Here is a 15,277-nt window from a genome sequence, read left to right on the forward strand (position 1 = left end):
AAATTAATAAAAATGATTGTAATTATTATATAAATATATGAAAAATAAATCAATAGTCAAAAAACATATAAATAAATATATGAATTTGTAAAAAACAACGATTTTGTAAAAAGAATGTAATTTTAGAGAGATATATACGTATAAAAAAATAAAACGTGATTTTAATTTGCAGTGATATGGATTCTATGATATAGTGTGGTAAAGTGATGCTGTGAAAAAAAACAAAACCCCGTCGGCAAACAAGGCGGGCAGCGCAGGAAAGGGGATTATAACAATGTATATTACATGCCTGGACGTAGAAGGAGTACTGGTACCGGAGATCTGGATCGCGTTTGCAGAGGCAAGCGGAATCCCGGAACTCAAAAAAACGACACGCGACGAACCGGATTACGATAAACTGATGAGATGGAGACTTGGAATCTTAAAAGAGCACGGCCTGGGACTGAAAGAGATTCAGGCTACGATTGAGAAGATTGATCCACTGCCGGGCGCAAGAGAGTTCCTCGACGAGCTGCGCACCTTCTCCCAGGTGATCCTGATCAGCGACACCTTCACGGAGTTTGCCGCACCGCTGATGAAAAAACTCGGCTATCCGACCCTGTTCTGCAACTCCCTGGAAGTCGCAGACGACGGAGAGATCACCGGCTTTAAGATGAGAGTCGAGCAGTCGAAGCTCACCACGGTCAAAGCACTGCAGTCTATCGGATTCGAAACGATCGCAAGCGGCGATTCCTATAATGACCTCGGCATGATTCAGGCAAGCAAGGCAGGATTCCTGTTCCGCTCGACCGATAAGATCAAAGCCGACTATCCGCAGATCCCGGCGTATGAGACGTATGAGGAGCTGCTTGGAGCGATCAAAAAGGCAATGGAGAAATAAGTATAAATACGTTTATAAAAAATGCAGAGAACCGAAAAAACAGGTTCTCTGCATTTTTTAATTATTTTTTTAATTCCGCAGACCGCTGCTCACCAAGTTTGATGCATTCCTGAATCCACTGCAGTGCAGCTTCTTCCCGGTACACCGCGCCGCGCAGGACGAGATAATCCGAAAACGCGCGGTCATCTGTGGGAGGGATTTCATCAAACTTTTTCTGGTTTTCCAGCAGATGTTCCAGATGCTTCTGATGCTGGGAAAGCTGGTCGGCAAGAAAACGCTGCTGAAAATCCGGCGAAGCGCCGTCGAGGAAGAAGAGCCGCAGGCGGGATTCATCCTTGGATGCCGTCTGGATCGGGCAGAGCGTTTCTTCCCATTCCGAAAAATCGCGCCGTCCTTCATCGGTGATCGTATAGACCTTCTTCTCCAGCACATTTCCCGTGATTTCCACCCGATACTGGATCAGCCCCTCGGCGTTCAGTGATTTCAGTTCCGGATAAATCTGGCTGTGCTTTGCATTCCAGAATTCAAATAAGGTTGTCTCAAATTCTTTCGACAGTTCATAGCCTGTCATTTCATTTCGGTTCAAAAGTCCGAGAATCGCATATTTCAAAGTTCCCATTCGCATGAAACTCCTTTATCCAAATAATTTTTCAAAACCGTTTTGCTTTTGTGTTTTTGAGTATAGCACAGCTTCACCGGAAAATCCACAGAAAAAATAAGTAAAATAAAACATGTAAAAGTTGACATGTTTTGCGGTTGGTGATAAGATAACAAAGAATTACAATTATGAGGAAAGGATTTGAACTGCACCTATGACAAACAACAAAAAAGACCTTCTGAAACGTTACCTGATTTTTCTTGCGGGACTGTTTGTAAACTCCCTCGGGGTTGCACTCATCACCAAAGCAAATCTCGGAACGTCTCCGATCTCTTCGATCCCTTACGTATTAAGTCTTAACTTTGCATTATCTCTCGGAAACTTTACGATCATCTTCAGCATCCTGCTGATCGTTCTCCAGATTGTGATTCTCGGAAAGAATTTCAAACCGGAATCCCTTCTTCAGATCCCGGTATCCATTGCCTTTGGATTTTTCATTGATTTCAGTATGATTCTGTTAAACGCACTGAATCCGCAGATGTATGCGGCAAAAGTTGCTTATCTTCTGATCGGATGTCTGATCCTCGGCGTCGGTGTTTACATGGAAGTGCTCGCTGATGTTGTCATGCTGCCGGGCGAATCCTTTGTCCGCGCGGTTGTTGCCAGATGGGAAACGGAGTTCGGTGTGACGAAAATCGCATTCGATGTTTCGATGGCCGTCATTGCCGCTGCCGCTTCGTTCTTCCTGGCGCGTGAGCTGAACGGTGTCCGCGAGGGAACCATCGTAGCAGCCTTCTGGTCGGATTCATTGCCAGAACGATTGGCAAAAAACTGCATTTCCTTCCGGGGATGCTGTTTGAATAAAAAAAAATGGGGTATTTTACAGATTTAAAAAAGAGGAGGAAGCAAAAATGAAATACGATTACCCACACCTTTGCAGCCCGATTACCATTGCAGGAAAGACCTTCCCGAACCGCATGTTTTCCGCACCGATGGGCGGAACTGATATCACGAACGACGGATGTATCGGACCGAAGTCCGCAGCATTCTATGAGCTTCGCGCAAAGGGCGGAGCAGCAGCTGTCACCGTCAGCGAGTGCATGGTACACCCGGTAACCGATGGTTCCCATGCGTATCATCTGGATACCGCAGTCTTAAATTCCCTGGCATCTGCAACGTACGCTGCCGATGCAATTTCCCGCCACGGCGCTGTGCCGAGCCTGGAGCTGTCCCATTCCGGTATGTATGCCGGAACTTACATGACCGATAAAACGAGACAGCACGAAATGTGCCAGTGGGGCCCGTCCGACACGACACGCCCGGACGGCGTACCGGTCCGCGCACTGTCGAAAGAGCAGATTGATGAGATCGTACAGGCATACGGAACGGTAGCAGGCCTTGCCAAACGCGCCGGTTTCGAGATGATCATGATCCACGGCGGCCACGGCTGGCTGATCAACCAGTTCCTCTCCCCGTATTTCAACCACAGAACCGATGAGTACGGCGGAAGCCTGGAAAACCGCTGCCGCTTTGCCTGTCAGGTACTCGATGCCGTCCGCGCCGCTGTCGGCCCGATGTTCCCGATCGAGTTCCGTTTCAGCGGTTCCGAGCTGTTCGAGGGCGGCTATGATCTGGAAGAAGGTGTCCGCATCGCACAGACATTGGAGTCCCGCATCGATCTGCTTCACGTTTCCGCCGGAACGTATCAGAGAGGCTTCGGCGATACGCATCCGTCGATGTTCAAAGACCACGGATGCAACGTTTACCTCGCAGCCGAGATCAAAAAACACGTTTCCATTCCGGTCGCAACGATCGGCGGTCTGAATGATCCGGCGCAGATGGAAGAGATCATCGCATCCGGAAAAGCCGATGTTGTTTACATGGCAAGAGCCCTTCTCGCAGATCCATTCCTGCCGCGCAAAGTCATGGAAAACCGTTCCGAAGATATCGTGCACTGCCTGCGGTGCTTCACCTGTATGGCAGAGCGTGCGGCAACCGGCACGAGACGATGCACCGTCAATCCGCTGATCGGAAGAGAGATGGAGGGCGATGAAGTACAGCCGGCTCTGGTGAAGAAAAAAGTCCTCATCGCAGGAGGAGGCCCTGGAGGACTGTATGCGGCATGGACTGCAGCAAGAAGAGGCCACAGCGTGGTGCTCTGCGAGAAAGAAGTAGCGCTCGGCGGTATCTTAAAGAGCGAAATTGCCCTGCCGTTTAAACGGGAAATGTTCGCGCTGACCGAGACCTACGAGCGTTTCGCAAGAAATGCAGGTGTGGAAATCCGCTTCAACACCGAGGTAACACCGGAGTACGTCGAGAAAGAAGCACCGGATGCCCTCATCATCGCCGCAGGCTCCCGTCCGCTTGTTCCGCCGATCAAAGGCATGGATGGAGAGCAGGTTGTCGTTGTCAATGAGCTGTACCGCAATCTCGACAAGATTTCCGACAAAGTCGTTGTCATGGGCGGCGGCCTCGCCGGATGCGAGTGTGCGATCTCTCTTGGCATGGAAGGAAAAGAAGTTCAGCTCGTCGAAATGCGCGACGCCCTCGCCCCGGATGCAAACGTCCGCCACCGCCCGCTGCTCTTAAAAGAAATCGAAAAACAGGTCAAAGCCGTCCACACCGGTTACCGCGCCGAGGAGATCACCCCGGAAGGCGTATGGTGCACCGATGCGAATGGGGAGCGCCACCTCGTAGAAGGAACCACCGTCATCTGCGCCCTCGGCCAGAGAGCAAGAACCGACGTTGTAGAGCAGCTCCGTAATACCGCGCCGTTTGTACGCGTGATCGGAGACGCAAGACGTGTATCTACCATCACCAATGCCGTATATCAGGGGTATCATGCGGCGCTGGATATTTAATCAAGAATAGAAATTTTGGAAATGCTGTACCATGGAAAAAGAATCCGTGGTGCAGCATTTTTTAAAAGATAAAGTCTACCAATCCGCGTTTTTTCCGTGTATAATGAATGTATCAGTCAGAAAAAATGTGAACAGGAGGACGCCATGGGAAGATTTTTAAATCCGGGAAATGAAGCATTTTCGGAAGTCATTCATTCGGAAATTTATGTAGATAAAACACCGCTTCTGGAATACACCAATAAAGTAATCAGTACGACATCAAAATTTATCTGCAGCAGCCGTCCCAGACGTTTTGGAAAGTCGATTACAGCGGAGATGCTGTCAGCATACTACAGCAAGGGCTGTGATTCCAGAGCACTGTTTGCAGATTATGCGATTTGCAAGGCTTCGTCTTTTGAAAAACATCTGAATCAGTACGATGTCATTCATTTTGATGTACAATGGTGCATGATGGACGCCGGGAATGCGGATCAGGTTGTGGAATATATCAATCATGGAATACTGCAGGAACTGAAGGAAAAATACGGAGAGTTGATTCCGGATACGGTAAAAACTGCTTATGGTGCGATGTCTTATATCAAGGCTGCCAGCGGAAACAAATTTGTTGTCATCATCGATGAATGGGATGTACTGATCCGTGATGAGGCACAGAATCATAAAGTACAGGAAAAGTATATTGATTTTCTGCGTGGCATGTTTAAAGGGTCAGAACCGTCAAAATATATTGCATTGGCGTATCTGACAGGAATTCTGCCGATCAAGAAATTAAAGACACAGTCCGCTCTCAACAATTTTGAAGAATTTACCATGCTGGATGCAGGAAGAATGGCACCGTATGTTGGCTTTACAGAAGAGGAAGTGCATGATTTATGCGACAGGTACGGACAGATCTATGAGCAGGTGAAATTATGGTATGATGGATATTCTCTGGAAGGGTATCAGGTATATAATCCAAAAGCCGTTGTCAGCCTGATGCTGAATGGAAAATATAAAAGCTACTGGTCCAATACCGGCAGCTATGAAGCAATCGTGCCACTGATTAACATGAATTTCGACGGACTGCGGGCGGCAATTATAGAAATGATGTCGGGGGCCGCCGTGGATGTGGATGTGACATCTTTCCAGAATGATACCGTAAGCTTCGCCAACCGGGATGATGTACTGACGTATCTGATCCACTTGGGATATCTGGCTTACGATCAGGACAGGGAGCAGGTTTTTATTCCAAATGAGGAAATCAGACATGAATTAAACAATGCGGTGAAACGCAATAAATGGAATGAAATGATTACTTTTCAGAAGGAATCCGCAGATTTGCTGGATGCAACCCTGGATATGGATGAAAAAGCGGTAGCAGATGGGATAGAGCGAATTCATCAGGAGTACAGTTCGGTGATCCAATATAATGATGAAAATTCCCTGAGCAGCGTGCTTACGATAGCATATTTAAGCTCTATGCAGTATTATTTCCAACCCGTAAGAGAGCTACCGACCGGACGCGGTTTTGCAGATTTTGTTTATCTTCCGAAACCGGAATACAGAACAAGTTATCCGGCGCTGCTGGTAGAACTTAAGTGGAACAAAAGCACAGATACTGCCATAGAGCAGATCTGGGATAAAAAATATCCGGATTCTATTCTGGAATATACAGGAAATATTCTTCTGGTGGGAATTAACTACAATAAAAAGACGAAAGAACATGAGTGCAGGATTGAAAAGATAAAAAGATAGAAAACCGAATGCTGAGAGGAAAAACGTCATATCATGGACAACGGAATTCATGATATGACGTTTTTGTAAATATTTCAGTCGATACGAAATAGGAATGAACGATTAGATTTTAGAAATTTTTTTAAAAAAGTCCTTGACCGGTAGCAACTCCCGGGTGATAAGCTAAAGCTACAAAGACAGGGAAATAACAAAATATCACACATCAAAATAAAACAGGGAGGTTATGATGATGAACTTTACATTAAGCAATCAGGTGCAGATTCCGGCAGTGGGAATCGGAACCTTTATGATGACACCAGATCAGGCAGAGCAGGCGGTTGTGGACGCATTAGCCTGCGGATACCGCATGATCGACACTGCACAGGCTTACATGAATGAGCGCGCGGTCGGACGCGGAATCAAAAGATCCGGTGTGGCAAGAGAGGACATTTTCATCTCCACCAAAATCTGGGCAAGCCAGTATCTGACAGAAGGAACCGTAGAAAAGAGTCTGGAACTGCTTGGAACCGACTACATCGATCTGATGTTTATCCATCAGCCTGCAGGTGATTTCATGGCAGGATACCGTAAACTGGAAACGGTAGCGATCCGTCCGATGGTAAACCAGATTGAAATGCATCCGTACTTCGCACAGGAGTCTGCATTAAAAGTCATGGAAGAGTACCAGATCGTGCCGGAGGCATGGGCACCGCTCGGCGGAGGACGCCACAATCCGTTTGACAACGAGATGGTAAAAGAAATCGCTGCCGCACACGGAAAGACCGTAGGACAGGTTGTTCTGCGCTGGAATGTGCAGCGCGGCGTTGTGGTCATTCCGAAATCGGTTCACAAAGCGAGAATCGAAGAGAATTTCCAGATATGGGATTTTACACTGACTGAAGAGGAGATGCAGAAAATCAGTTCACTGGATCTTGGCTATCAGGGAACTGCGGTCAAGCATTTTGATCCGGAATTTGTTAAAATGTGCAATATCAGAAAGATCCACGAATAAAACAGGGCGGTTTGGTTTCCAACTGCTGTAAGATCATTTTTGCACAGGCAGACGTTGCGTTCCTGGATCCAGAATATTCGATGTCTGTACCATTCCAGTAGGTCATTTCCGGTGCGTTTGATACCTTAAGCCGTGCAATGGAAACATATTTCGGCAAACCGGAGGAAAACAATCTGTCCGATGATATCAATGAGGCACTTGCGCAGAACTGCTGAAAGGAAAAACATATAACTCTTAAAATTTCTTGCAGGATTTCACCCTGTGTGGTACATTATAGTTATGAATTGCGGTGGCCGTCTTCGGACAACACCTTGAAAGAGCCTGATGCGTCAGGCTCTTTTTATTACAGGTTTTAGCTTGCTTATTTAATTGAAGTGGCTAACATGGGGCTGCCCTTGGTGTGCAAGAAGTAGAAAGCAATAAAATAAAAACAATAATGACAATATCTAAGCCAGAGGCCTAGGTGTTATTTTTAGCAAGTATTATTGCAGAATATCAGGTGCTTATTATAACAAATAGAAAGAGGAAATGAGACAGGGGAAAAGAATGAAGAAAAAAACAACAATATTATTACTGGCAGGGAGTCTGATGATAGCTGGAATAGCTGCTCTCCTGTACCAGAGCCAGAACAGCAGAAATCAGATCCGTCATTATACGGCCTTTTTTTCAACAACAGGGGAAGAGATCACTTCGGATAATGATATGAAAAAGAAGATCGCTGAACAGATCGGAGCCGATTGTGAAGAAACATGGCTGAAAGGACAGACAAAGGATAATGCACTGAATGCTTATATTGCAGCCGGCGAGTATCCGGATTTTATTTCCGGCGAAAGTAAATTATATGATGCAGGAGCACTGATTCCCATTGACGAATACTGGGACAATTATCCCAATATAAAAAATTATCTGACAGAGGAACAGTGGGACCTGTTTCGGCAGGCAGACGGACATATCTACTGGATTCCACAATTCGGAGTTTCACAGGGACAGGACACGGAAGTAATCCACAGCGGAGAAGCTTTCTGGATTCAGACAAGAGTTTTGAAATGGGCAGACTATCCGGAAATCACGACGGTGGATGAATATTTTGATCTTCTGGAACGGTATCAGGAAGCAAATCCCTGCCTGGAAAATGGAACACCGAATATTCCGTTTGCTATTTTATGCGATGACTGGAGATACTTTTGTCTGGAGAATGTTCCTCAATTTCTGGATGGATATCCGAATGATGGGAGCTGCATCGTAGATCCAGATACACTGCAGGTCATTGACTATAATACAACACCGACAGCCAAAAGATACTATCAGAAATTAAATGAAGAATACAAAAAAGGAATGATCAGCCCGGAAACATTTCTGGATACTTATGAAGAATATCTGGACAAACTATCCACAGGTGCTGTTCTTGGCATGGTAGATCAAAGATGGCAGTTTTATTATGCCATACAGACAGCGTATGATTCCGGAAATCTGCGCAGTTATGGATGTGATTATGTGCCACTTCCGATAACAATAGACAAAAAAGTAAAGAATCAGTGGCATACGGCAAGATCAGCAGAGCTGGATACCGCGTCAGGACTTTCTATTACCATTTCCTGTGAAGACCCGGAAGGGGCAATGCAGTTTGTAAATAACCTCCTTGATCCGGAGATTACGAAATTACGTTTCTGGGGAGAAGAAAATCTGGATTATTCGATAGACGAAAACGGAATATTTTATCTGAATGAGGAGCAGGGCGTAAGGGTAAATGATCAGAAACTGAAAAAGACGCATTTTTGTACATATTCCTATTTTCCAAGGAGTGAAGGAATGCTGTCAGATGGAATCAATGCATTTTCGCCGGAAAATCAACCGGCAGAATTCTGGAAAAGCCAGCCCTGGGATATACAGGAATGTTTTGAGGCGTATGGAGTAACAAACTATGTAGATATGCTTGGGAGAAATGATGCGCCGGGAGTGTGGTATCCCATGTATTCGTATACCAATTCACTGACATCAAATACACAGGCAGGACAGACACTGGAACGGATGGATGAAGTAAAACACCGGTGGCTTCCGCAGGTGATTCTGGCACAGAATTTTGAAGAAACATGGAATTCCTATATGGAAGCATACAACGCATGCGATCCACAGAGCTATTTTGAGGATTTACAGAAAGAGCTCGATCAACGAATGAACAAAAAGAATAGCAATTTTTGCATATTGAATGACAAGAACTAAATAGTCCGAGGCCCCTATTTGTTTACAATGGTGATAACCAGTAAACAGATGGGGGCTTTTTATAAAATACGGGAGGGAATCCTATGAGAATTTGTCTGGAGCAAAGTGCCTTTCCGGGCGTAATCAGAGTTACGGAAAAGGTAGCACACGATGTGGAACTTGTATCGGGAAAGAAACCGCAGATTCTGGTAGAAAAAGAGATACCGGAAACACTGGAAAGCAGCGGGGAGGACTGGACGATCATTGCCGCGACGAAAGGAAAAAGCAGCTTCCTGAAAAAGCTGGAAGAAGCCGGGAGTGCGGAATTAAAAGAGCTGGAACAAAAGAGAGAATGCTATGCATGGATTTTTCCTGAAATAAAAAACAGGACAAAATCGAACCTTCTTGTAATTGCCGGGAGCGACAAAAGAGGAACGATTTATGGCCTTTTTCATTTATCGGAAATGCTGGGAGTCTCACCGTTTGTCGACTGGTGCGGACTGATGCCGCCAAAGCAGGAAAAGATAGAACTGAGGGAAGACATGGCCTGTATCAGCAAAGAGCCATCCGTCAGATACCGGGGATTTTTTATTAATGATGAATGGCCGGCATTTGGAAACTGGTGCAATCATAATTTTGGCGGCTTTAATGCAAAAGCTTATGATCATGTATTTGAACTTTTACTCAGATTAAAAGGAAATTATCTCTGGCCGGCTATGTGGAGCGCAAGATTTGCAGATGATGGACCGGACCTCTTAAATGCGGAGCTTGCAGATGAATACGGAATTATTATGGGAATGTCACATCATGAGCCGTGCTTAAGGCAGGGGGAAGAATACAAATATCTCAGAGGTAAGAATTCTGTTTACGGAGATGCCTGGAATTTCAGAACAAACAGAGAGGGAATTACAAAATTCTGGGAAGATGGACTGAAAAGAAGCGGAAAGTTTGAAAATGTGATCACCGTCGGCATGCGTGGAGAAGCGGATACTGCGATCATGGGAAAGAATGCAACACTGGAAGATAATATTCAATTGCTGCGGGATGTACTGAAAACGCAGAAAAAACTGATTCAGGAACATGTCAATCCTGATCTGACCAAGGTTCCGCGTATGATAGCCTTATACAAAGAAGTAGAAGAATTTTTCTATGGAGATGAAAAAACAAAGGGACTGATGGGAGCAGAGGAGTTAGAGGATGTGATTCTGATGCTCTGTGATGATAACTATGGAAATCTCCGGACACTTCCAACAGAAGAGATGCGAAAACACGCAGGCGGCTATGGTATGTATTATCATCTGGACTACCACGGATGGCCGGTTTCCTATGAGTGGATCAACAGTTCTTATCTGCCGAAAATCTGGGAGCAGATGAGTATGGCATACGATTTTGGTGTGCGGGAACTCTGGATGGTAAATGTCGGAGACATCGCCACACAGGAATTTCCACTGAGCTTTTTTCTGGACATGGCGTATGACTTTGATCGCTGGGGAAGCAGGGCGCTTAACTGCACGCAGGAGTACACCAGAAAGTGGGTGAGACAGCAATTCGGTTCTGTGGAAGAAGAGACACAGGACACTATTGCAGACATTTTAGAGCAGTACACAAAAATCATCCACAGAAGAAGGCCGGAAGCACTGAACCCGGAGACGTATCATCCGGTGCAGGAAAAGGAAAGCAGCAGGATCTTCGAAGAAGCAGAGCAGCTTTTGAAAAAACTGCAGGACGTATATGAAACAATTGAAAAAACGAATCCGCAGAATCTGTCCGCATTTATCGCGCTTGTATATTATCCGGCATTTGGGACAATGAATCTTGTGAAGATGCAGATTCTTGCAGGCTGGAATCATTATTATGCTAATCTTGGTGCGGTCTGTGCCAATGATTATGTGGATGAAGTGGAAAGATGCATGGAACAGGATCGAAAAGCTGTGGAAATGTATCATCAGATGGATCAGGGAAGATGGTATGGAATGGGAATGTCACAGCATATTGGATTTACACACTGGAATGAAGATGAATGCAGGAATCCAGTCGTTATGCGGGTCATACCATTAAAGAAAAGATCCATCCTTGTGGCAGCAGACGGCACGGCGCAGCATGCGGAAGGAAGCCCGTGGCTGGATAACACGATGAAATTAAAGGATTTCTTAAATCCGGACTGTACCAGAGCATCCGTCACCCTATATAGCCGGAGTGATTTAAAGGCAGAGTACAAAGTTCTGAAAAAACCGGGCTGGCTGTCTGTGGAGCCGATGGAAGGATGGCTGGATGGCGTGAGCCAGAAGAAAGTGCGGCTGAATCTTACCTTGATAAAACAGAGATTACCGGAAACGAACCAGGATACTATTCAGGATTCGCTCGAGATTGCAACACCGGAAGGAAAATGTGAGATTACAGTGCCGGTTTATACAGGAAATCTACAGGATAAGAAAAATGTATTTGTGGATACAATGGGGTATCTCAGCATCGAAGCGGCACATTATGTAAATTCTGTTCCTGGAAATTACAAAGACAGACAGGTAAAATTTGAAAATCTGCAGGGATATGGAAAGACGAATTCAGCGATGAAGGCATTTCCATCCGATGCCTGCACAGTTCCGGGACAGGATGCGCCGTATCTGGAGTATCAATTTGTTTTGGAAGAAAGCGGAACATATGAAGCAGAATTCTATATGCAGCCATCCAATCCGGTTACCAGAGAGAATCAACTTCTTTATGCGGTCAGGATAAATGAAGAGATGACAGAAACCGTAAACGCAGTGGAGAAAGATTATCAGGTCGGTGATCAGGCAGAGAAATGGGCAGAAGGTGTTCTGAGTCAGATTCGAAGACAAACAGTTTCGATAAAATGCAGAGCAGGGTTCAATACACTTCGGGTCTATCATGTGACACCCGGCTTCGTTCTCGAAAAAATCGTGATTTATCCGATGGGGGAAAAGCCGGAAGAAAGTTATCTTGGACCGGCAGAAACGTATCACGGCAGACAGGAGGAAAAATAAAATATGGCAGGAGCATATGAAACAGGAGTATACCGCAATATTTTTAAAGAGTGTGGATATTCCGAAGAGGAAATTGAAAAAAGAGTGAAAGAAACATTTGAAACAATCTTTTATGGGAGTGAAGAAGAGCGTTTCTATCATGAAGCAGGTGCGGACATGGGATACATGGAGGACACCGGAAATCATGATGTCAGAACGGAGGGCATGTCATATGGAATGATGGTGTGCGTCCAGATGAACCGGAAAAAAGAATTTGACCGTTTATGGAAATGGGTACGGACGTATATGTATATCGAGGATGGTCCGGGAAAAAATTATTTTGCCTGGTCGTGTGCTGTCGATGGTACAAGAAACGCGGACGGACCGGCACCGGATGGAGAAGAATATTTTGCAATGGCGCTCTTTTTTGCTTCAAAGAGATGGGGAGATGGAGAAGGCATTTTCGATTACAGCAGCGAGGCAAGAGCAATTTTACGGGAATGTGTCCATAAGGGAGAGCCAGGGCATCCAGGAGAGCCGATGTGGAATCCGGAAAATCATCTGATCAAATTTGTTACCTCTTTTGAGTTCAGTGATCCATCCTATCATCTGCCGCACTTTTATGAGCTGTTTGCGTTGTGGGCAGATCCCTGCGATCATGAATTCTGGAAAAAGGCAGCGGACGCAAGCCGAAAATATCTTCACACGGCATGTCACTTCCGAACCGGATTATCTGCGGAATATGCAGATTATGACGGAACACCGCATGCACAGCATCAGGAGATTTTCGGCCGTCATGACTGGTACTACAGCGATGCGTATCGTACGATTGCCAATATCGGAATGGATCATCTCTGGTTTGACGCGGATCCCTGGCAGACGGAAAATGCCAATAAGCTGCAGCAATTTTACTGTGAAGAACAGGCGGAACACTGGGATGGGGTATTTCTGACTGACGGCACCAGGCTGGAAGAAAAAGCACTTCATCCGACGGCAATTATTGCGGTAAATGCACAGGCCTCACTTGCCGCAGACGGACCGTATGCAGAGAAATGTGTAAGACGTTTCTGGAATACACCGCTTCGGACAGGCGAGAGACGGTATTATGATAATTTTCTGTATCTTTTTGCAATGCTTGCTTTGTCAGGAAATTACCGGATCTATCGGTAATAAAATCATATATTTTGCAGGAAGGTTTCCTATAGTTTCTCCCGGTGTACAGCACCTGGAGTTCTGTTACAATGGAGTTATCTTGAGTTAACATAGGAAAAGCAGGAGGAATAATAAGGATGGAAGGACCGAAGGCGCCAAGAGATCCGGAAAAAATGAGACCCTATTTTTATATTTTAAAGGACAAAGAAATTTTTGGATCAAAACAGGAAGATGGAACCGGAATCCAGTTCGTGTATGAGAGTGACGGAAGACTGATCAACAGTGCACAGATTGCCGGAAATATCACAGATCAGGAGGAACTGGCCTTACTGGAGAACGTAGAAGGATTTCGAAAACTGGTACACAGCATCGGAATCTCTGTGGAACTGGATGATCCCAGAGAGTCTGTTGAATTTGTGTTTCAGATGTATGGAAAAAAGGATCTCTATGGAGGGGGAACGAATCTGAAAACCAAACTGCCCGGAGATGGAATGGAGAGAAAAATAGATCTGTCCGATTATACATGGACAGAAGATGATGATATTCCGGGGCAGATAAAATTTATCTTTCAGATACCGGAATTGCTGGGAAAAGCAAGTGTAAGACTTTATTTAAATGATGGATATGATGCACCGAAAGAAACCGCAGAAGAAAAAATAGATGTCCGTTCGGAAGAATACAGGGAAATGATACAAAGATCTCTGATGAATTTCGGAAATACCTGCCGGATACAGAGAGTAATTGAAAAAGCCAGAGACGGAAAAGAAGTTACGCTTGCATATATCGGCGGATCTATCACGCAGGGGGCGGGAGCAATTCCGATCCATACAAAATGTTACGCCTATCAGTCCTGCAAATTATTTCAGAAGCGCTTTGCAGCACAGGATAATGTCAGATTGATAAAAGCAGGAGTGGGAGGCACCCCTTCGGAACTGGGAATGATCCGTTTTGACAGAGATGTTCTGCGCAGAGAGGAACAGCCGGATCTTGTAGTGATCGAATTTGCTGTTAATGATGAAGGGGATGAAACAAAGGGGGACTGCTATGAAAGCCTTGTACGTAAAGTGCTGAATCTTCCCTGGAAGCCTGCTGTAGTGCTTCTGTTTTCTGTTTTTGCAAATGACTGGAATCTTCAGGAACGCCTGAAACCGGTGGGATACCGCTATGATCTTCCGATGGTCAGTATACGGGATGCCGTAAGCCCGCAGTTTCAGATGCCAAAAGGACGGGGACGGGTTCTGACAAAAAATCAGTTTTTTTATGATATGTTTCATCCAAACAATATGGGGCACACGATTATGGCGGACTGTCTGCAGTATTTGTTTGAACAATGCGATCTCAGGAATCAATGTGGGGTTGAAACACTGGAAAGACAGATGAAGGCGGAAGAACGACTGAAAGAATGCATGAGCGAGCCACCCGCAATCGGAAAGAGTTTTGAAACAGTTCGTCTGCTGGATCGAAAAGATGGATACAGAGGAGCCGAAATTGATGAAGGTGGATTTACAGCCGTGGACAGGGAACTGCAGAGTGTCGAAATGGATGCAGAACTTACACCTGTGCCGCAGTTCCCGTATAACTGGATGTATGATGGCACCAATTCCGATAAAAACTATTTCGAAATGACGATAACCTGCAGAAGTCTGCTTCTTGTTTTTAAAGATTCCGGTGAAATTTATACGGGAAAAGCAGAGATTTCCGTAGATGGAGGATACTGTATGACAGCGGATCCGCATATCAATAACTGGCTGCATTGCAATGCGGTCATTCTTTTCCAGGAGGAAGAGAGTAAGAAACATATCGTGAGAATTACAATACCAGAAGAAGACAGGAATAAACAGTTTACGATTCTTGGATTCGGGTATGTACAGTAAAGGAGAAAGT

10 protein-coding genes are annotated in these 15,277 nt (G+C 45.4%); 9 read left to right on the top strand and 1 reads right to left on the bottom strand.

The annotated features are described in order from the left end of the window. The first annotated feature begins 274 nt into the window (after nt 1–274). The gene (gene thrH, locus DXA93_RS10165; protein ID WP_118601267.1) at nt 275–880 is read left to right on the top strand and encodes a bifunctional phosphoserine phosphatase/homoserine phosphotransferase ThrH; all 606 of its coding nucleotides are present in this window, start codon (nt 275–277) and stop codon (nt 878–880) included. A gap of 61 nt (nt 881–941) precedes the next feature. Here thrH and DXA93_RS10170 read toward each other — a convergent pair whose 3' ends face one another. Further along, nucleotides 942–1,499, bottom strand: coding sequence for a PadR family transcriptional regulator (locus DXA93_RS10170; RefSeq protein WP_118601266.1), 558 nt, complete (start codon nt 1,497–1,499; stop codon nt 942–944). Between the two features lie 193 nt (nt 1,500–1,692). Here DXA93_RS10170 and DXA93_RS10175 point away from each other — a divergent pair, with 193 nt between their 5' ends. From DXA93_RS10175 to DXA93_RS10215, 8 genes are all read left to right on the top strand, one after another. Next, on the top strand, nt 1,693–2,370 hold the full coding sequence (locus DXA93_RS10175) for a YczE/YyaS/YitT family protein (protein WP_330427320.1): 678 nt from the start codon (nt 1,693–1,695) through the stop codon (nt 2,368–2,370). 19 nt (nt 2,371–2,389) lie between these two features. Next, nucleotides 2,390–4,339: an oxidoreductase gene (locus DXA93_RS10180; RefSeq protein WP_118601264.1), complete on the top strand. Its 1,950-nt coding sequence runs from the start codon at nt 2,390–2,392 to the stop codon at nt 4,337–4,339. Between the two features lie 144 nt (nt 4,340–4,483). Next, complete coding sequence (locus DXA93_RS10185) at nt 4,484–6,070, top strand: AAA family ATPase (RefSeq protein WP_118601263.1); 1,587 nt, start codon at nt 4,484–4,486, stop codon at nt 6,068–6,070. A 229-nt stretch (nt 6,071–6,299) separates the two neighbouring features. Then, nucleotides 6,300–7,061 carry an aldo/keto reductase gene (locus tag DXA93_RS10190; RefSeq protein WP_226906347.1) on the top strand — a complete coding sequence of 254 codons (762 nt, stop codon included), beginning with the start codon at nt 6,300–6,302 and terminating at the stop codon, nt 7,059–7,061. Between the two features lie 546 nt (nt 7,062–7,607). Beyond that, entirely contained in the window at nt 7,608–9,281 is a 1,674-nt protein-coding gene (locus tag DXA93_RS10200; protein ID WP_119208226.1) for an extracellular solute-binding protein, read from the top strand. Between the two features lie 83 nt (nt 9,282–9,364). Next, entirely contained in the window at nt 9,365–12,262 is a 2,898-nt protein-coding gene (locus tag DXA93_RS10205) for a glycosyl hydrolase 115 family protein (protein ID WP_119208228.1), read from the top strand. Nucleotides 12,263–12,265: 3 nt separating this feature from the next. After that, nucleotides 12,266–13,411: a glycosyl hydrolase family 8 gene (locus DXA93_RS10210; protein WP_118601260.1), complete on the top strand. Its 1,146-nt coding sequence runs from the start codon at nt 12,266–12,268 to the stop codon at nt 13,409–13,411. A gap of 119 nt (nt 13,412–13,530) precedes the next feature. After that, complete coding sequence (locus DXA93_RS10215) at nt 13,531–15,267, top strand: SGNH/GDSL hydrolase family protein (RefSeq protein WP_118601259.1); 1,737 nt, start codon at nt 13,531–13,533, stop codon at nt 15,265–15,267. The last annotated feature ends 10 nt before the right edge of the window (nt 15,268–15,277 follow it).

The sequence above is a fragment of the Blautia sp. OF09-25XD genome (assembly GCF_003482095.1).
Taxonomy (GTDB): domain Bacteria; phylum Bacillota; class Clostridia; order Lachnospirales; family Lachnospiraceae; genus Fusicatenibacter; species Fusicatenibacter saccharivorans.